Below are 20,048 nucleotides of genomic sequence, written 5' to 3'. Positions count from 1 at the left end.
TCTTAATTCTGACGTTGCACATCCAACAATCACGTAAAAACATATCGCGAAATTCTTGATTCTGAGTCTGCCTCGCTAGTCTACCTCCTTCTTTCGCAACCCAATCGAAGGTATGTTTAGTTGTTCAAATTAACGAGCCACATGATCTTCCTGAAATCTAACGGAAAGGTAAGGAGCGTGGAGTCATACTTTTCGTCGGAGCGTCCGCCTTGACCGCCAGGTTAAGTTTTTTTCTCAACATCTTGAGGCCTTAGTGCAACCAACATGAGCATGTGAAGATTTTGGATTGCATTATGCAATTTATCTCTAGCTGTGAGCATAGCGTCTGCAATGGCTTCAATTTCTTTCGCAGCGATATATTCATGCGATGCGTGTATCTTATTTTTTCTTACTCGTGATTTCATCCGAAGAACTGTTCCTTCTGGGCCGCCAACGGATGAGCCATGTATCCACGTTGAATGAATAAGCTGATTGCGTTTTGTCTCTGCTTCTGCAGCTAAAGCACCACCCTCATTTAATTGGCTCACTGCTTCCTCGTAACGCTCCAAATAATCGTTATTTCCATGGAAGAGCTCTAACTTATCAGTAAGCGATGGAAAAAGAAGGAGTAGCTTTAATCGGTTAGAAAAAGAATGTTCATTCACAACTGCAATAGCCAGTTTTGAATCAAACACCAACTTATCGGGCTGAAGCAATGTAAGCAGGCCATAAGTTATCGTTGACTCAAGTGATTGAAAAGCAACGATGACTTTTCCGAGCGCTGCGTAGTGCTGTTCAGTAAATGTAAGTGCGGTAATAGTCGACTTTTTCATGAAACCTAGCGACTGAGGTAACCGGCAGCTGGATCGCGAAAAGCAGAAGGAACCTCCACGCACAGCTTGCGGGCGATCCAGTTGGCTGAAATGTTAGGTTCTAACTGACACTTCATTGGCTTTCGACATTCTTCGCTCTACATTCTTTGCACTTCGTGTAAGGAAATGAGCCTTCTGGACTGCGACCAAACAGCAAGTCTGCATTCTCGTGAAAGAGGTGGTAGCAATAATCGAAAACACCCTGTACGTTTAGCTCGGCCATGCCTCGGTGTCTTGGGTTATCCAAGTAATGGATAAGCGCGTTTGCCTGTTTCCGTAGCGCTGCCAATTCAGGAAACAAACGTGAACGGATGACGTTCGTGCCCAAGGTCGCCTCTCGGCACTTCGCACAGGGAATTACCGGAACCTCGACGATACAATTTTGAATTTGCCGCATCAGATATGTGTCCGCTGAACGCGTGGCAAGCGCAACAACATAAGCATGCGACAGTTTTTCCATCCAATCGCGACTGCTTGAGAAAGCGTTATAAGCCCGAAGTGCAGTAGTTCTCTGGATAATCGCCATAGCAACCAGCACTGCGGCCCCTTCACCTGCTCTAAGGCCGATGGCTTCAATGTGTCGCGGAGAAAAGGCTAAATTGTCCATAGTAGCGTGCACTTGTAGCCTAGCGTAGAATTGAGGGGCTTCGCGTTTCTACGCAGTCTCTTAATAATTTTGCAAAAAAATCAAGCATATTGCGTTCACTACGTAACTTTTCTCTCAATCCAATCTTTCACACTTCCAAGCGCCGCAGGCAATTGCTCTGGCTGCGTTCCGCCCGCTTGCGCCATATCTGCCCGTCCACCACCTTTGCCACCAACTTGCTGCGCCACAAAATTGACCAGTTCACCCGCTTTGATCCTATCCGTTAGATCTGCACTAACACCGGCGATCAGCGTAACTTTTCCATCCGCAACGGTGCTAAGCACAATGACGCAGGTTTTGAGCTTGTCTTTCAGTTGATCCAATGTTTCTCGCAAGGTTTTGGTATCGGCGTTTTCCAGGTTGGCGGCCAGCACTTTGACGCCTTTGATTTCCTGCGCTTGCGTTGCTAAATCGGAGCCTTGCGAACTGGCCATTTTGGTTTTAAGACGCGCCAGTTCTTTTTCAGTCTGCCGCACATTGTCGATAATCTGAGCAATCTTTTGCGTGACTTCCTGTGGATTGGTTTTAAGCGTATGTGCAATTTCCAGCAGTTGCGCTTCGCGTTGTTGCACATAATCGATGGCGGCTTTTCCGGTCAACGCTTCGACGCGGCGAATGCCTGCGGCAACACCGGATTCGGCGACAATTTTAAATAAGCCGATTTGACCCACTTGCGGGACGTGCGTACCGCCGCATAACTCGGTTGAAAATTCGCCCATGCCAATCACGCGCACTACATCCGAGTATTTCTCGCCGAACAACGCCATCGCGCCGCGCTTGATCGCATCGTCGTACTTCATCGTGGCCGCTTCGACGATACAATTGTCACGGATCTGGTCGTTGACCAGGCGTTCGATTTCACGGATCTCATCCGCGGTAAGTGGCACATTATGAGAAAAATCAAAGCGCGTCCGATTGGCATCAACCAGCGAGCCTTTTTGCGTCACATGCGTACCCAATACCTTGCGTAGCGCGGCGTGCAGTAAATGTGTCGCGGAGTGGTTATTGGCGATGCTGATGCGGGTTTGTGGATTGACTCGCGCTTGCACTGTGTCCTTGATTACCAGACGTCCGCTACGCAATCGGCCCTTGTGACCGAACACGCCGGCCTGGATTTTTTGCGTATCAGTCACCGCAAAAGTGCCATCGGCGGCAAGTAATTCACCGCAATCACCGACCTGGCCACCCGATTCGGCGTAAAAAGGCGTTTGATCCAATACCACCACCGCTTCATCACCCACTTCGATGAAATCCACCGCACTGCCCTGCTTGTAAATGGCCAATACCTGGCCTTCATGCTGCAGAGTTTCGTAACCATAGAACGTGGTTTGATCGCCCGAGTATTCGATACCTTCCTGCATGGTAAATTTGTTAGCGGCGCGTGCTTGTTCACGCTGACGTGTCATGGCTTGTTCGAATCCCGCGTGGTCAACGGTGATACCACGCTCGCGAGCGATATCGGCAGTCAGATCGATCGGAAAGCCAAAGGTATCGTAGAGCCGGAATGCGGTTTCGCCATCCAGCACTTGAGTTTTCCGGTCGAGCGCGGTTTCCAGAATTTGCATGCCATTTTCCAGAGTCTCAGCGAAACGCTCTTCTTCCTGCAGCAATACCGCGGCAACACGTGCTTTGGCAGCAGTCAATTCCGGATAAGCTTGCCCCATCACTTGATCTAAATCTTCCACCAGATGATGAAAAAAAGGTTGTTTCTGCCCTAGCTTGTATCCATGGCGGATAGCACGTCGAATAATGCGGCGTAATACATAACCGCGGCCTTCACTGCCAGGAATGACGCCATCAGTAATCAAAAACGAACAAGCGCGGATATGATCGGCGATGACTTTTAACGAGTTATCGGCAAGATTCTTTGTGCTGGTAACGCGCGCTGCCGCTTTGATCAGACTTTGGAATAGATCAATGTCGTAATTGCTGTGTACATGCTGCATCACGGCAGAGATGCGCTCTAATCCCATACCGGTATCAACCGACGGTTTGGGCAGTGGATGCAGTACTCCGGCACTATCGCGGTTATATTGCATGAAAACCAGATTCCAGATTTCGATGTAACGATCACCATCAGCATCGGCGGAACCCGGTGGTCCGCCTTTGACATCGGAACCATGATCATAAAAAATTTCGGAACAAGGTCCGCATGGCCCGGTATCCCCCATTTGCCAGAAGTTATCCGTGGTGGCAATCCGCACCAGGCGTGATGGCTCAACACCGACTTCGTTCAGCCAGATATCCGCCGCTTCATCGTCTTCCGCATAGACAGTAACCCATAATTTCTCATGCGGAATCTTGAGGATATTGGTGAGAAAATCCCAGGCGAAAAGGATTGCATTGTGCTTGAAATAATCGCCAAAACTAAAGTTTCCGAGCATTTCAAAAAAAGTATGATGCCTTGCCGTATAACCGACATTTTCCAGATCGTTATGCTTGCCACCGGCACGAACGCAGCGTTGCGAACTGGCTGCGCGGACATATGGACGTTTGTCCTGGCCTAAAAATACATCTTTGAATTGAACCATGCCCGCATTGGTGAACAAGAGCGTCGGATCATTGCCCGGCACCAAGGGGCTGGATGCGACGATGGTATGACCGTGAGATTCAAAAAATTCGAGAAATTTTTGTCGTATCTGGTTGCTTTTCATATTTCTTGCTGCGGCTCGTATCGTTCTACTTCAGTCACTGTCAGACCCACTGCTTCGCCTTTGAAGATAGCCAAGGTTCTGACTTTAGCCCGGATTGTGATTTCTTCGCCCATTTTAGGCAAATCAAATTCGGTTAATACCGTAATTTCGTCGCTGCTATCTTTCAGAACATAAATCTTTAGATCAACCAATGGCATACGCGTGGGATCTTTGGGAATACCTTTCAATGTAACTTCTTTACCATCAAAATTAGCCGGTGCGCTATTGATTTCCTGAATCAACGTGATCCCTCCCGCATGCACTTGAAAACCAATTATCAGGATCAGCCAAAAAAAGATTATCTTTACCCAACATTTCTTCATGCGCCTTCCTCGTCTGCTTGTGCGATAACCTGTTGTATTGTTTCCATGGAAAAGCCTCTATTCATCATAAATCGTATCTGTTTGCCGCGCTCTTCTCTGGGAAGAGATTTATCGAATTTCTTGCGCCAGATGTTTAACGCGGCCTCCAACTCGGTTTCCTTGAGTGTCGGCAGAATGTCGTCAATCAAATGGCGATCTATTCCTTTTGCCTTGAGTTCATGCACGATTCTCTGGCTTCCGAAGCGTGATCGGCGAACACGCGCGACCTGCTCAACAACTCGTTTCTCTGACAGAAAACCCCGTTGCTCCAGTTTATCCAGTACACCCGCAAGCACTTCCGACCCACAAGTTTCTGCAAACACAGAGAGCTTTTGCTCCAACTCTCTTCGCGAGTGCTCACGTCGAGCAAGAATGCGCAGCGCACGGATTTCTATAGGATTGCGCGTATTCACAAAACTTATTTCTCTTTTTCGGTTTTCTCTTTTTCGGTTTTCCCTTTCACTGGGCTGGCTTGATCAGCAATACCAACGATCGATCGAATTTTCTGTTCAATTTCTTGCGCGATATTCTTATGTTCTTTCAGGTAATCACGCACATTATCCTTGCCTTGACCGATTTTCTCACCTTTATAGGCATACCATGCTCCCGCTTTGTCGATCAGTTTATGTAACACGCCCAATTCGATAATTTCGCTCTCACGCGAAATGCCCTCGCCATAAAGAATATCAAAATCCGCTTGTTTAAAGGGTGGTGCGATTTTATTCTTGACTACCTTGACGCGGGTTTCATTACCGATGGTTTCTTCACCTTTCTTGATCGATCCGGTACGACGGATATCCAATCGTACCGAAGCGTAAAATTTTAGCGCATTACCACCGGTGGTAGTTTCAGGATTGCCGAACATGACGCCGATTTTCATGCGAATCTGGTTGATAAAAATAACCATCGTATTACTGCGCTTGATGTTGGCAGTTAATTTGCGGAGAGCTTGCGACATTAGTCGTGCCTGCAGACCCATTTGCGGATCGCCCATGTCGCCTTCGATTTCCGCCCGTGGAGTCAGTGCGGCAACGGAGTCTATCACGATGATATCGACTGAACCGGAGCGCACCAGCATATCGGCAATCTCCAGCGCCTGCTCACCATTATCCGGTTGAGAGATCAATAGCTCCTTCACATTCACGCCAATCTTTTGCGCGTACTGAGGATCCAACGCGTGCTCCGCGTCAATAAAAGCAGCGGTACCACCCACTTTTTGCATTTCAGCAATTACTTGAAGCGTCAGTGTTGTTTTGCCTGAAGATTCAGGTCCATAAATTTCGACAATTCGTCCGCGCGGCAAGCCGCCTACTCCTAGCGCAATATCAAGCCCTAGCGAACCGGTTGATACGACTTGTATATCATAAGCGACATCGTTAGCGCCCAATCGCATGATAGAACCCTTGCCAAATTGCTTTTCGATTTGAGCCAGGGCAACGTCAAGCGCTTTACTTCTATTTTCGTCCATGATTTATCCTGTTAAGAGTCAATTGGATTATTATCGCATAACCTATTTGGTATCAACGTAACTTGTTAAAGCAGATTGTTTAGCTTTAAAAAATAACATAGTAAAATACTCGAGTATCTAGCTTGCCTGCGATATAATTATCAAACGAGCGTTGAAATGACGGAATTTTGTTCTGCATTCAATAATATTAATCGGTAACAAGGGGAGAATAGCTATCCGAGTCATTTTGTTAGGCGGTCCTGGAGCCGGAAAAGGCACACAAGCCAATTATATTAAGGAACATTTTGGTGTTCCGCAAATTTCTACAGGTGATATGCTGCGTAGTGCTGTGAAAGCAGGCACTGAGTTAGGTATCATGGCAAAAAAAATCATGGATACCGGCGGATTGGTTTCTGATGACATTATTATTAATTTAGTCAAGGAACGTATCACTCAACCGGATTGTGCAAACGGTTTCCTGTTTGACGGTTTTCCGCGCACCATTCCACAAGCTGATGCCATGAAAGCCGCAGGTGTACCGATTGATTTTGTGGTAGAGATTGATGTTGCCGATGCTGAAATCGTTAAACGTATGTCTGGTCGAAGAGTGCATCCAGCTTCCGGTCGTACTTATCATGTGGATTTCAATCCACCCAAAATCCATGGTCAGGACGACGCAACCGGAGAACCTCTGATACAACGTGATGATGATAAAGAAGAAACCGTCAGGAAGCGGCTGGAAGTCTATCACGAACAAACAGAACCATTAGTTGAATATTATTCACAGTGGTCGGCACAAGGCGGAAAAGATGCGCCTCGCTATATCAAAATAGCCGGAATAGGTACGGTTGAAGAAATACGCGATCAGATTATTGCAGCACTCAATTAAATTTAATCATACTCATCTATTAATTCGCACAACAGATTCGAACCGCAGAACTCAGGATGCAAAAAACCGCGCCTGAGTTTTTGTACGTAAAGATTTAGTAGATACTTGTTTACGATTTAATCAATCAGGAGAGAAATATGGCAATTAAGAATGCATTCTATGCTCAATCCGGAGGTGTGACAGCAGTCATTAACGCCTCTGCTGCGGGTGTTCTAGAAACAGCACGTCAGCATACTGACAAAATTGGTACTGTGTACGCAGGCCGTAACGGTATTATCGGTGCGCTAACTGAAGATCTCATTGATACTAATGCTGATTCAGCCACGGCCATTGCCGGGTTGCGCTATACTCCGTCTGGCGCGTTTGGTTCATGTCGCTATAAACTTAAGAGCTTGGAACAAAATCGACGTGAATATGAGCGCTTGATCGAAGTGTTCAAAGCCCACAATATTGGGTACTTTTTTTACAATGGTGGTGGTGACTCGGCAGATACCTGTTTGAAGGTCTCACAGATATCAGACACGCTGGGATATCCGATTCAGGCAATACATGTGCCTAAAACCGTTGATAACGATTTGCCAATCACGGATTGCTGTCCGGGTTTTGGCTCAGTAGCCAAATATATTGCAGTTTCCACACGTGAAGCCAGCTTCGATGTAGCCAGCATGGCGAAGACTTCAACTAAAGTCTTTGTATTGGAAGTGATGGGGCGTCATGCTGGATGGATCGCTGCAGCCGGCGGTCTGGCATCTGGTCCAGGATGTGAAATCCCGATTGTGATTCTATTTCCGGAAGTAACCTTCAATAAAGAAAAATTTCTTGCCACAGTAGATCGCTATGTCAAAGAATATGGTTATTGTTCAGTGGTAGTCTCTGAAGGTGTTAAAGGAGAAGACGGTAATTTCTTGTCTGATCAAGGTTTGCGCGATGCGTTTGGACATGCACAATTAGGCGGGGTTGCTCCGGTAGTGGCCAATATCATCAAAGATGGTCTGGGCCTGAAATATCACTGGGGTGTTGCAGATTATCTTCAGCGGGCAGCGCGCCACATCGCTTCTAAAACTGACGTTGAGCAAGCTTATGCCATGGGCAAAGCAGCCGTGGAATATGCCTTGGCGGGACACAATTCGGTGATGCCAACCATTGTGCGTGAATCTAGTTCGCCGTATAAGTGGTCGGTTGGTATGGCACAGTTATCTAATGTTGCAAATGTAGAAAAAATGATGCCGGATAATTTTATTAGCGAAGATGGATTTGGAATTACCCAGGCATGCCGGGAATACCTGGCACCACTGATTGAAGGCGAAGATTATCCACCCTATAAAGATGGTTTGCCAGATTATGTGCGACTCAAAAATGTTGCTGTTCCAAAGAAGCTGAGCGAATTCAAAATTTAACAGTAAGCAAGTTTAAGATTGCATAAGGTGTTGTATGAAAGTCAAACAATATGATATCAATCACCTAACAATCTTAATTTCTTAAATATTTGATGCATTCAGTAAGCAAGTACAGATAAAATACAACCTGATTTTCGATTTAGCACAAGTGTTTAATAATGTGGAATTAATTAGGCCAAGATTCCACATTTGATTTTTATGGTCTGACTTTAATTGGAGTTCTCTATGGCTAGTGGTTTAGTTATCGCAATTCTTAGTGCGATTGTAGCCCTGATATTCAGTGGTATATGGATTAAGGGTATTTTTGCTCAATCTACAGGCAACCAGCGTATGCAAGAAATTGCAAAAGCTATTCAAGAGGGTGCCTCTGCATATCTAAAACGTCAATACATGACGATCGGTATGGTAGGTGCTGTGCTGTTCTTTGCTCTTTGGATAGCACTCGGTTGGGATACAGCTATTGGTTTCGCGCTAGGTGCTATTCTCTCGGGCGCTGCAGGTTTTCTGGGAATGACAGTCTCGGTCCAGTCGAATGTTCGTACTGCCCAGGCAGCAACCATTGGATTGAATGAAGCACTCGCGATTGCTTTCCGAGGCGGTGCAGTCACAGGAATGCTGGTTGTTGGTTTGGGTCTGCTGGGTGTTGCTGGATACTCTGCCATGTTGTTTGATGGTGCCGATCCCAATCAATCTGTCAGTGATGTCATCAAGCCACTGATTGGTTTCGCATTCGGTGGATCGCTGATCTCCATTTTTGCGCGATTGGGTGGCGGTATATTCACCAAAGGTGCGGATGTAGGTGCGGATCTGGTAGGTAAAGTTGAAGCCGGCATCCCTGAAGATGATCCTCGCAATCCGGCCGTAATTGCCGATAATGTGGGCGATAACGTGGGTGACTGTGCCGGTATGGCAGCAGATTTGTTTGAAACCTACGCCGTTACCATTATCGCAACCATGATATTGGGTGCATTATTGTTTACTGCAAACGCACTGAGTGCGGTTATTTTTCCGCTGATGCTTGGTGCAGTGTCGATTATCGCCTCGATTGTGGGTTGTTATTACGTCAAGATGCGTGATGGCGGCACAATCATGAATGCGCTGTATCGCGGCCTGGCTGTAGCGGGCGGTATCGCTCTATTAGCGTATTTGCCGGTAACTGCCTGGTTTATGAGTGATATGTCGCTGATCGTCGATGGCACGGAGATCGCAGGCGGTATGCTGGTGCTGCGTGTCTTCCTGGCTGCTGCAATCGGCTTGGTGTTGACCGGATTGATGGTTGTGATCACCGAATATTATACTTCGACCGAATATCCGCCAGTTCAACATATTGCTGAAGCTTCCACCACCGGACATGCAACCAATATTATTGCTGGCTTAGGCGTTTCAATGCGCGCAACCGCAGCACCGGTGCTGGCTGTGTGTATCAGCATTTTGCTGGCATATGCACTGGCAGGCTTGTACGGTATCGCGATCGCTGCAACATCAATGCTGTCGATGACCGGTATCATTGTGGCACTGGATGCCTACGGCCCGATTACTGATAACGCTGGTGGTATTGCGGAAATGGCAGAAATGCCCGATTCAGTTCGCGCTATCACCGATCCTCTGGATGCGGTTGGCAATACGACTAAAGCAGTTACCAAAGGTTATGCGATTGGCTCAGCAGGATTAGCGGCATTAGTACTGTTTGCTGACTACACCCATGCATTGGAACATGCCGGGTTTGAATTATCCTTTGATTTATCCAATCACATGGTGATTATCGGATTGTTTATCGGCGGTATGATTCCTTACTTGTTTGGTGCCATGTCGATGGAAGCTGTCGGACGTGCCGCCGGATCGGTAGTGATTGAAGTTCGTCGCCAATTCAAGGAAATTCCGGGCATCATGGAAGGTACAGCCAAGCCAGACTATTCACGTGCCGTGGATATGTTGACTAAAGCGGCAATCAAGGAAATGATGATTCCTTCATTATTACCTGTGCTGATTCCTCTGTTGGTCGGTGTGATTCTGGGACCGCAAGCACTAGGTGGCGTATTGATGGGCTCAATCGTAACCGGCTTGTTCGTAGCGATTTCGATGACAACCGGCGGTGGTGCCTGGGATAATGCAAAGAAACATATTGAAGATGGTCATTTTGGTGGTAAAGGCAGCGAAGCCCACAAAGCCTCAGTTACAGGGGATACCGTGGGTGATCCTTATAAGGACACGGCTGGCCCTGCGATTAATCCATTGATCAAAATCATCAACATCGTGGCATTGTTGATCATTCCTCTGCTATAAATATCACGGATTAGTTAATCAAAAAAAAAAGCACATCAGTTACCTGATGTGCTTTTTTTATTCATTGTTTAGGGAGTGTAATTCTATGTCTGGTGCAAACATGAATAATCAGATTGCGCCAAGAAATCACCATATAGGAATGCACAGAATAGTTGGTTTCAAATAAATCCGATTGTATTAAATTAATAAAAATTTCCTGAATTAAAGTTCTGCAAAGGTCTCATTCTATAGCAAATCTCAGAATCATCCATACAACTGTCTTCTCAGTCCACACCTATTCAATATAACCGCACTGATTTCCTCAATCGAAATGCGTGTAGTATCCAAATACGGAATATCGAATTGCTGAAACAACGATTCCTGCCATTGCAATTCTCTTCGACATTGTGCGAGCGACGCATATTCGCTGTTTGGGCGGCGTTCCTGGCGGATGAAATGCAACTGGGCTGGGGTAAGTGTTAAGCCGAACAATTTGTTCCTGGCATTTTCCAATGCCTTGGGAATCTGTTCGACCGTCATGTCGTCCGGGGTTAGCGGATAATTCGCTGCAGCGATGCCATATTGCAACCCTAAGTAAAGACAAGTTGGTGTTTTACCGGAACGTGAAACGCCGATCAGAATAATGTCGGCTTCGTCAAAATGCTTAGGGTTAACGCCATCGTCATGCGCCAGCACAAAATTGACTGCGGCAATGCGCTTGAAATACGACAGTTGATGCTGGCCGTGGGAGCGCCCAGTCATCCGCGCAAACGGCTGATGTAGTTCTTCTTCAATGGAATGAATGAAGGTTTCAAAGAAATCATAAATGCGGCAATTCGCCTGCTTGATGACTTCGAGAATTTCCGGCTTCAGCAAGGTACTGAACACCAAAGGTCGATGACCATCAATTTCCGCGGTTTGATTAATCTGTGCTAAGACAATCCTGGCTTTTTCGATATCATCCAAAAAGGGCACGTTGACGGTATTCCATTTGATGCCGTCAAATTGCGTCAGCAAGCTGTGTCCGAGTGTTTCTGCGGTAATGCCGGTACCGTCGGACAAGTAGAAAACAGTGCGCTTTTGCTGCGTCATTGTTTGATCAGTTTTGCCAGATCGACCCAGGTTTGCATAACCGAATCGGGGTTCAGCGATATACTGCTAATGCCCTGCTCCAAAAGCCAGGCAGCAAAATCCGGGAAATCTGAAGGGCCTTGCCCACAGATGCCGATATACTTTTCTTGCTTATGACAAGCATCAATCGCCATTTTCAGCAGTTTCTTGACCGCCGGATTGCGTTCGTCAAATACATGAGAAACCAAACTTGAATCACGGTCAATTCCTAGTGTCAATTGCGTCATGTCGTTGGAACCGATGGAAAACCCATCAAAATACTGCAAAAATTCTTCTGCCAATAACGCATTGGAAGGAATTTCACACATCATGATCAACCGCAAACCGTTCTGCCCACGCACCAATCCTTGCGAAGCAAGCAAAGAAATTACTTGCTCGGCCTCATCTAACGTGCGACAAAATGGAATCATGATCTCGACATTGGTCAGCCCCATTTCGTCGCGTACTTTGCGTAACGCCTGACACTCGAGCTCAAAACAATCGTGGAAAGCGGTCGATACATACCGCGAAGCACCGCGAAAACCGATCATCGGGTTTTCTTCTTGGGGCTCATAGCGGTTCCCCGCAACCAGATTTGCATATTCGTTTGATTTGAAGTCGGATGTACGCACAATCACCACATGTGGATAAAATGCTGCCGCCAGCGTGGCAATGCCTTCAACCAATTTCTCGACATAAAAACCAACGGGGCTTTGATAACCCGCGATGCGATTGCTGATTTGCTGTTTCAAGTCTTTGGGCAATTGCTCGAATTCCAGCAGCGCTTTAGGATGAATACCGATCATGTTATTGATGACAAATTCCAGCCGGGCTAACCCTACCCCTTGATTCGGCGTGCGCGAGAACGAAAAAGCATGCGATGGATTACCCACATTCATCATGATCTTGACCGGCAAGTCGGGCAGCTGACCGGTATCAGACGTGGTATGTTCGAAGGGAAGCATGCCTTCGTAAACTAATCCAGCATCGCCTTCCGCGCAGGAAACCGTCACTGCCTCTCCGTCTTTGATCGATTGAGTTGCATCGCCGCAACCGACCACCGCCGGAATACCCATTTCCCTAGCGATAATTGCTGCATGACAAGTACGTCCACCGCGATTGGTAACAATCGCCGATGCCCGTTTCATAATAGGTTCCCAATCCGGATCAGTCATGTCAGTCACTAGAACATCACCTGCATGAATTTCATGCATTTGATCAATCCCCATAATCAAACGGGCTGTTCCCTGTCCGATTTTACTTCCAATCGCACGACCTTCGGCTAGCACTGAGCTCTTGCTATTGAGTTTATATCGATCCAGAACTGCTGTGGCACGGCTTTCTACGGTTTCTGGGCGTGCCTGCACAATGTACAACTGTCCATCCAGCCCATCTAATGCCCATTCGATATCCATCGGACGACCATAGTGTTGTTCGATGATCATAGCCTGGCGCGCCAATGCCTCCACCTGTGCATCCGTAAGTGAAAAACATGTGCGGCGCTCATTATCAACATCGCGCGTAAGCGTGCATGAATCCGTCAAATCTTTGCTATCGCCATAAATCATTTCGATCTCTTTGGTTCCTAAACGCCGCGATAAAATGGCTGGCTTACCGGCTGCAAGTCCACGTTTGTAGACGTAGAATTCATCGGGATTGACAATGCCTTGCACAATGGTTTCCCCCAGTCCATACGCCGAAGTGATGAAAACTGCATCGCGAAAACCGGATTCGGTATCCAGGGTAAACACCACGCCACTTGCACCCAGGTCGCTACGCACCATTTTCTGAATCCCGGCAGATAAATACACCTTATCGTGTGGAAAACGCTGATGCACACGATACGCAATCGCTCGATCGTTATACAAAGAAGCAAACACAATTTTGATCGCCGCCATGATTTGATCCAGTCCACGAACGTTCAACAATGTTTCCTGCTGACCAGCAAATGAAGCATCGACCAAGTCTTCGGCGGTCGCTGAAGAACGCACAGCAAACGAAACTTCATCATCCGTAACCAATAATTCGTAAGCTTGCGCCACTGCCTGTGAAATAGCAGCCGGCAGCGTAGCATCCATCACCCAACCGCGAATAGTTTTGCCGACGACAGTCAGGGCATTGATGTCTTCAACATTTAGTTCATTGAGTAAATGATTGATACGATCAACCAGTCCATTAGCGACCAAAAATTCCCGGTACGCTTCCGTCGTGGTAGCAAAGCCTCCGGGTACATTCACACCGGTTTGCGCAAGATGACTGATCATTTCTCCCAGCGAAGCGTTCTTACCGCCAACCAAACCTACATCATTCATCGTCAGTTGATCAAACCAGGCAATATATTGTGTCATTGTGAATCTCCTACCAGCGAATTATTGAAATAGTTATTTTATAATTACGCGGACGCTACGTATCGGAGCTTATGCCTGCTACATTTTTTAATAACGGGCAATGCCCGGAAGTCCCATGACGACATGACAAATCTTCGAGCAAGTCGGCAGCCTCCCGTAAATAGTTAAGAAATGTTTGGGCCACAATCGACAATTGTTTGCCGGATGAGTAAGCAAAATACCAATGACGTTCAATCGGAAATCCTACAACATCGAGTATTGCCAGTTGCCCTATCTGCGCATCAAGCCTGAGTGTATGTCGCGATAATACGGCAATACCCAATCTTCCTGCGACGGTTTGCTTAATCGCTTCGTTGCTACCCAATTCCATGCGAACTTTTAGTTTTTTATTATGCCCCGAAAAAAAATGTTCGGTAGCTATTCTTGTTCCGGAACCTGGCTCGCGCATGATAAAAGGCTCATCACAAATACGCTCGATGGTGATCTTTTTTTCATTAGCCAGGGGATGATCCGCAGATGCAAGAACAACCAATGGGTTATCCAAAAATATTTCGGCCACCGCATCAACGGCATCTGGAATTTGACCCAAAATATAGAGATCATCTTGATTACCCGTCAATCTTTCCAGAATATGCTCTCGGTTTGTCACTTTCAATGCAACGTCTATGTTAGGGTATTTCTGGCAAAACATGCCCAGTAATCGCGGCGTGAAATATTTCGCGGTGGTCACTACTGCAATCCGAAGCTTCCCTGATTTCATACCTTTCATATCAGAGGCAATCATCTCAAAACGGGAAAAATGATCAAAGATGCCTAGGCAGGTTTTATATAGCTCAGTTCCCGCATCCGTCAGATAGATTTTTTTACCGACTTGTTCAAACAAAGGCAAGCCGATCTCTTGCGTCAATTTCTTGATTTGCATCGATACTGTCGGTTGCGTCAGAAATAATTCCTCAGCCGCGCGAGTAAAACTTTTCAATCGAGCAATCGCCTCAAAAACCTCAAGTTGCCGCAATGTGCTATGGCGCATGAAGCCTCCTTTTATTCTGAGTATGTATAGATAAAAGTCTATTATAACTATCGAAACAATTGATTGTTATTTATCATTCATCGATTCTACACTATATCTGCCTCGCTGTTAGCACACCCCTCATTAGAAGTAAATGGCGTGGTCCATTCTAAATTACTTGGAGAATATTATGGCTTCACAAACAATGAAAGAAGGTAAAGAACGCTACCAATCAGGAGTTATTCCATATAAAAAAATGGGTTATTGGGAACCCGATTACAAACCTAAAGACACCGATGTTATTGCCATGTTCCGGATTACTCCACAACCTGGCGTAGATCATGAAGAGGCGGCGGCGGCAGTTGCTGGTGAATCTTCCACCGCGACCTGGACCGTTGTCTGGACCGACCGACTAACCGCTTGTGAGCTTTATCGTGCCAAAGCATATAAGTCTGAACTGGTTCCCAACACGGGCCCGGGTACTGATAACGAAGCACAATACTTTGCCTATATCGCCTATGATATCGATTTATTCGAAGAAGGCTCGATCGCAAATTTAACCGCTTCCATTATTGGTAACGTATTTGGCTTTAAAGCAGTCAAAGCACTTCGCCTTGAAGATATGCGTATTCCAGTAGCCTACCTCAAAACTTTCCAGGGCCCTGCAACAGGTATCGTGGTTGAGCGTGAACGCTTGGATAAATTCGGTCGCCCATTACTCGGCGCCACCACCAAACCAAAACTGGGTCTCTCAGGCAGGAACTATGGTCGTGTGGTTTATGAAGGGCTGAAAGGCGGCCTGGATTTCATGAAAGATGATGAGAATATTAATTCGCAGCCTTTTATGCATTGGCGCGATCGTTTCCTGTATTGCATGGAAGCAGTTAACAAAGCATCTGCCGCCACCGGTGAAGTCAAAGGGCATTATTTGAATGTTACCGCCGGCACCATGGAAGATATGTATGAAAGAGCAGAGTTTGCAAAGTCTCTGGGCTCAGTTATTGTCATGATTGATTTAGTGGTCGGTTATACCGCGATTCAATCGATGGCAAAATGGGCACGCAGGAATGACATGATATTACACTTGCATCGCGCAGGTAATTCGACTTATTCACGTCAAAAAAATCATGGCATGAATTTCCGTGTGATTTGCAAATGGATGCGCATGGCGGGTGTCGATCACATTCATGCCGGTACGGTTGTTGGTAAACTAGAGGGCGATCCGCTTATGATCAAGGGCTTCTACGACACCTTACGCGAAACACATACTGAAAAAAGTCTGGAACATGGATTATTCTTTGATCAGGACTGGGCATCATTGAATAAATGTATGCCGGTTGCTTCCGGGGGTATTCATGCAGGCCAGATGCATCAGTTGATCGATTATCTCGGGGAAGATGTGATACTGCAGTTCGGTGGCGGTACCATTGGACACCCTCAAGGCATTCAGGCTGGGGCAGTTGCAAATCGTGTAGCACTCGAGGCTATGATTTTGGCGCGCAATGAAGGTAGGGATTACGTTAAAGAAGGTCCACAAATTCTTGCAGATGCTGCCAAGTGGTGCACACCGCTCAAACAAGCATTGGATACGTGGAAAGATATCACCTTTAACTACGACTCCACGGATACCGCTGACTTTGTGCCATCCACAACTGCAAACGCTTAATCTTTTTAGGAGAAACAATTATGATGACCAATCAAGGGAATATAGTCACACAGGGACAATTCTCTTTTCTGCCCCCGCTGACCGACAAACAAATTTCAGCACAACTCAAGTATGCGCTGAAAAATGGCTGGGCAATCGGGATTGAGTATACTGACGACCCTCATCCACGCAATACCTATTGGGAAATGTTCGGCAATCCAATGTTTGATTTGAAGGATCCGGCAGGAATTTTGCTGGAAATCAATAGTTGCCGCAAAACTTTTCCAAACCACTATGTTCGTGTGACTGCATTTAACTCGACACGCGGAGTAGAGAGTCCAACCATGTCGTATATTGTCAACCGGCCCAAGAAAGAGCCAGGGTTTAGTTTAGTACGTCAAGAAGGTGCTGGACGGAGTGTCAGTTATACCATTCATTCCTATGCGACCGACAAACCGGAAGCTGAGCGTTACTAGCAGCAACAAATAAAATTTCTCTCTCCCCATCAGGAGAGAGAAATGAGTTAAACCAGCAAAAGTGATAACATTAGATAGAAGTCATCTAAAGATTTCATTAAGGCTGATATATGCCAGTATTTATCCCATGAGACCTCAATGAGTGATTAAACATGCCTAAGCAATCTAAAAACTTAACTACGTCCAAAGACCCATCGATTGATTTGGATGCAGAGTTCCGAAATACCAATATCCAGGAAGTACTGGATAAACTGGACCGTGAATTGATTGGTTTAATCCCGGTGAAGACTCGCATTCGTGAGACTGCAGCATTGTTGCTGGTCGATCGCGTTCGCAAACAATTGGGATTATCTGCGGGTGCACCCAGCTTACATATGTGTTTCACTGGAAATCCCGGTACTGGGAAGACAACTGTAGCTCTGCGCATGGCAGAAATCTTACATCGCTTGGGTTATGTGCGTGAGGGCCACCTGGTCTCAGTGACCCGAGACGATCTAGTCGGTCAATATATCGGGCATACAGCTCCCAAAACAAAAGAAGTGATAAAAAAAGCGATGGGCGGTGTACTTTTCATCGATGAAGCTTATTACCTTTATAAGCCAGAGAACGAGCGCGATTATGGCGCAGAATCCATAGAAATTCTGCTGCAAACGATGGAAAATAGCCGTGATGATTTGGTTGTCATCCTGGCAGGTTATAAAGATCGCATGGATAAATTCTTTCATAGTAACCCCGGCATGCGTTCGCGTGTCGCGCACCACATTGACTTTCCTGATTACGGTGCAGATGAATTGGTTTCCATCGCGAAATTGATGTTAGAAAGCCAGAATTACTGTTTCAGCAAAGCTGGTGAAGAGGCTTTTGGAAAATATATTCGCTTACGGATGAAATCGGAACATTTTGCCAACGCTCGTTCAGTTCGTAACGCACTTGATCGAGCTCGACTGCGTCAGGCGAACCGTTTATTTTCAGGAACCAATAAATCGTTGTCCAAAAATGATCTTATTACACTTGAAGCGGAAGATATACTTGCCAGTCGCGTTTTTCTTGAGGCGTCGCCTGCTAGTAAATCCAAAACCAAAAAAGTAGACTGATAATAATTTGAATCAAAATTTAGATAAAGATGGAAACGCTGATTCGACCTTGGCGCATTTTTCCAAAACAGATAGATGCGGTGTGTTATAACCGTGGGCGGCTTGCGCTGCTTCGGTTAGAGCATCCGTTACGTGTCACATTGCAACAGCATCGTGGATTAGAAGTCATTCTGGACACTACCGAGTGGTTATGTGTTGACAGTAACGATGAGGATCGACCTGTTCTGGCATGGCGTGAATTTAAGACTCATGGGCGTAATAATTTACACCAGCCTGTTGCTTGTGAATTATGGCTATATCATAGCTGTGCCGGTCTTATCATGGGATCTGCGCTGGATGATTTGAGCACAGCGCTCGAAACACTCACGATTGATTTAAGATAGTAATGCGGACCCCTTAAAATAAAGGATACCAATGCCACTCGTAGATATGCGCGATATGTTGCATCATGCTTATCAGAATAACTACGCAATCGGTGGTTTTGGATTGGTAAGTCTGGATTTCCTGGACGCCATTATCGTGGCAGCCGAATTTTGTCGTTCACCTGTCATCCTCAATCTTTCCGAGCCGCTTTTCGGCCAGCATGACTTCAGATTAATCTTACCGGCGGTTGAACGTGCAGCCCAAATGGCTAAAGTTCCGGTTGCAATCCACTTCGATCACGCAAAGCAGCATGAATCCATCGTGCAAGCAATTAATCTGGGCTGCAATAGTGTCATGCTCGATGTATCCTCAGAAGCATTTACTGTGAATACCGCTCAAACCGGCCGTGCGGCACAAACTGCTCACGCATGCGGTGTCGCGATTGAGGGAATGCTTGGTTTTGTCGGCGGCACGGAAGGGGAAAATGCTCTCAATCACTTAGGTGATGTCATTTACACTTCGGCTGAAGAAGCCAAAGTATATGTTGATCGCACCAAGGTTGATTTCTTAGCTGTCTCCATTGGCACGGCTCATGGTCGTCAGAACAGTCGAACCAAGCTGGACTTCAAGCGCTTGAAACGAATCAATGACGAACTTGGGATTCCGTTAGTACTGCATGGAGGTAGCGGACTGATTGAGGATCAATATCATAAGCTTATTTTAAATGGAGTTGCTAAAATTAACTGCTACACAGAACTTTCTGATATTGCTGCAACCACCATTCGTTCCAACGTTCAAACACGCACAAAAAAAGGCTATATTGAAACAATGCACGATGTTAGGAATAATCTGCTTGAACAAATCAACCTATGCATGCATCGTTGGGGGTCGGCTGGCCGTGCGGCTGAAGTATTGATTCAGTGCCGCGCTTGGCAGCCCGTAGAACAAATCATTGCTTACAATGTTGAAAAGCGCTATTTGCAACAAATAGACGCCTTAATCGAACAAGGCCGAGAGAAATTATGCGCGATTCCAGGTGTACGACAGGTTTTCAATGGCTGGGCATTGTCCGCGTCGGGTCAATATCATTTGTGCTTGCGCATTCAATTTGCAACTACCGATGCCAGCAAAACCTTCCAAGCCCATTCGGAATATATCGCTTTTATTAATCAGCTATCACGCATATCAGAGCCTGACAAAATCAATATTACATTTGCGGCAACTTCAGCAGGATTTAATCAACGTACAGAAATGATCAAAATTTCTCAGGTACCGCAATATCTAGCATAAAATATAGTTGTCACTAAAGCAGAAATGTATCTGCAATAATACGACTTGGGAGTTTATTTGGATTACCATGTACAATCTCAACGTAGTTTTACTAATATGATATTCATCATTACCTATGGAATATTAAGCTCTAGGTGGTTTTATTCTCTGGATTCTATAGTAATCG

At 46.1% G+C, this 20,048-nt stretch carries 17 protein-coding genes; 8 read left to right on the top strand and 9 right to left on the bottom strand.

Annotation, left to right across the window (positions count from 1 at the left end; translation table 11 throughout):
- Positions 1-221 precede the first annotated feature (221 nt).
- From C7H79_RS12590 to recA, 6 genes are all read right to left on the bottom strand, one after another.
- Entirely contained in the window at positions 222-812 is a 591-nt protein-coding gene (locus C7H79_RS12590) for a helix-turn-helix domain-containing protein (protein ID WP_106707606.1), read from the bottom strand.
- A 112-nt stretch (positions 813-924) separates the two neighbouring features.
- Positions 925-1,458: a hypothetical protein gene (locus C7H79_RS12585; protein ID WP_106707605.1), complete on the bottom strand. Its 534-nt coding sequence runs from the start codon at positions 1,456-1,458 to the stop codon at positions 925-927.
- Between the two features lie 98 nt (positions 1,459-1,556).
- Positions 1,557-4,151 (bottom strand): alanine--tRNA ligase, encoded by a 2,595-nt coding sequence (alaS, locus tag C7H79_RS12580; protein ID WP_106707604.1) that lies wholly within the window; start codon positions 4,149-4,151, stop codon positions 1,557-1,559.
- Positions 4,148-4,513: a hypothetical protein gene (locus C7H79_RS12575; RefSeq protein WP_106707603.1), complete on the bottom strand. Its 366-nt coding sequence runs from the start codon at positions 4,511-4,513 to the stop codon at positions 4,148-4,150. Before C7H79_RS12575 ends, alaS begins: the two co-directional genes overlap by 4 nt.
- Complete coding sequence (gene recX, locus C7H79_RS12570) at positions 4,510-4,965, bottom strand: recombination regulator RecX (RefSeq protein WP_106707602.1); 456 nt, start codon at positions 4,963-4,965, stop codon at positions 4,510-4,512. Before recX ends, C7H79_RS12575 begins: the two co-directional genes overlap by 4 nt.
- 5 nt (positions 4,966-4,970) lie before the next feature.
- Positions 4,971-6,020 carry a recombinase RecA gene (recA, locus tag C7H79_RS12565; protein ID WP_106707601.1) on the bottom strand — a complete coding sequence of 350 codons (1,050 nt, stop codon included), beginning with the start codon at positions 6,018-6,020 and terminating at the stop codon, positions 4,971-4,973.
- Positions 6,021-6,234: 214 nt separating this feature from the next.
- Between recA and adk the strand changes: the two genes are divergently transcribed.
- The 3 genes from adk to C7H79_RS12550 all read left to right on the top strand — a co-directional run bounded on the left by adk (position 6,235) and on the right by C7H79_RS12550 (position 10,568).
- On the top strand, positions 6,235-6,888 hold the full coding sequence (gene adk / locus C7H79_RS12560) for an adenylate kinase (RefSeq protein WP_106707600.1): 654 nt from the start codon (positions 6,235-6,237) through the stop codon (positions 6,886-6,888).
- A gap of 137 nt (positions 6,889-7,025) precedes the next feature.
- Positions 7,026-8,285: a 6-phosphofructokinase gene (locus C7H79_RS12555; RefSeq protein WP_106707599.1), complete on the top strand. Its 1,260-nt coding sequence runs from the start codon at positions 7,026-7,028 to the stop codon at positions 8,283-8,285.
- Positions 8,286-8,510: 225 nt separating this feature from the next.
- Positions 8,511-10,568 carry a sodium-translocating pyrophosphatase gene (locus C7H79_RS12550; RefSeq protein ID WP_106707598.1) on the top strand — a complete coding sequence of 686 codons (2,058 nt, stop codon included), beginning with the start codon at positions 8,511-8,513 and terminating at the stop codon, positions 10,566-10,568.
- Between the two features lie 243 nt (positions 10,569-10,811).
- Here C7H79_RS12550 and ppsR read toward each other — a convergent pair whose 3' ends face one another.
- The 3 genes from ppsR to C7H79_RS12535 are packed head-to-tail and all read right to left on the bottom strand — an operon-like array spanning position 10,812 to position 15,035.
- Entirely contained in the window at positions 10,812-11,639 is an 828-nt protein-coding gene (ppsR, locus tag C7H79_RS12545) for a posphoenolpyruvate synthetase regulatory kinase/phosphorylase PpsR (protein WP_106707597.1), read from the bottom strand.
- Positions 11,636-14,005 (bottom strand): phosphoenolpyruvate synthase, encoded by a 2,370-nt coding sequence (gene ppsA, locus C7H79_RS12540; RefSeq protein ID WP_106707596.1) that lies wholly within the window; start codon positions 14,003-14,005, stop codon positions 11,636-11,638. Before ppsA ends, ppsR begins: the two co-directional genes overlap by 4 nt.
- A gap of 55 nt (positions 14,006-14,060) precedes the next feature.
- Positions 14,061-15,035: a LysR family transcriptional regulator gene (locus C7H79_RS12535; protein WP_106707595.1), complete on the bottom strand. Its 975-nt coding sequence runs from the start codon at positions 15,033-15,035 to the stop codon at positions 14,061-14,063.
- Positions 15,036-15,204: 169 nt separating this feature from the next.
- Here C7H79_RS12535 and C7H79_RS12530 point away from each other — a divergent pair, with 169 nt between their 5' ends.
- The 5 genes from C7H79_RS12530 (at position 15,205) to C7H79_RS12510 (ending at position 19,882) form a co-directional block, all read left to right on the top strand.
- Positions 15,205-16,680 carry a ribulose-bisphosphate carboxylase large subunit gene (locus tag C7H79_RS12530; protein ID WP_242447279.1) on the top strand — a complete coding sequence of 492 codons (1,476 nt, stop codon included), beginning with the start codon at positions 15,205-15,207 and terminating at the stop codon, positions 16,678-16,680.
- A 20-nt stretch (positions 16,681-16,700) separates the two neighbouring features.
- On the top strand, positions 16,701-17,135 hold the full coding sequence (locus tag C7H79_RS12525) for a ribulose bisphosphate carboxylase small subunit (RefSeq protein WP_106707593.1): 435 nt from the start codon (positions 16,701-16,703) through the stop codon (positions 17,133-17,135).
- Between the two features lie 152 nt (positions 17,136-17,287).
- Complete coding sequence (cbbX, locus tag C7H79_RS12520; RefSeq protein ID WP_106707592.1) at positions 17,288-18,229, top strand: CbbX protein; 942 nt, start codon at positions 17,288-17,290, stop codon at positions 18,227-18,229.
- 29 nt (positions 18,230-18,258) lie between these two features.
- On the top strand, positions 18,259-18,612 hold the full coding sequence (locus tag C7H79_RS12515) for a hypothetical protein (protein WP_106707591.1): 354 nt from the start codon (positions 18,259-18,261) through the stop codon (positions 18,610-18,612).
- Between the two features lie 31 nt (positions 18,613-18,643).
- Entirely contained in the window at positions 18,644-19,882 is a 1,239-nt protein-coding gene (locus tag C7H79_RS12510; RefSeq protein ID WP_106707590.1) for a class II fructose-bisphosphate aldolase, read from the top strand.
- The last annotated feature ends 166 nt before the right edge of the window (positions 19,883-20,048 follow it).

The sequence above is a fragment of the Nitrosomonas supralitoralis genome (assembly GCF_003011925.2).
Lineage (GTDB): Bacteria > Pseudomonadota > Gammaproteobacteria > Burkholderiales > Nitrosomonadaceae > Nitrosomonas > Nitrosomonas supralitoralis.
The sequence above is the reverse complement of the archived record's forward strand: the minus strand, read 5'-3'. Positions and strand labels throughout refer to the sequence as shown.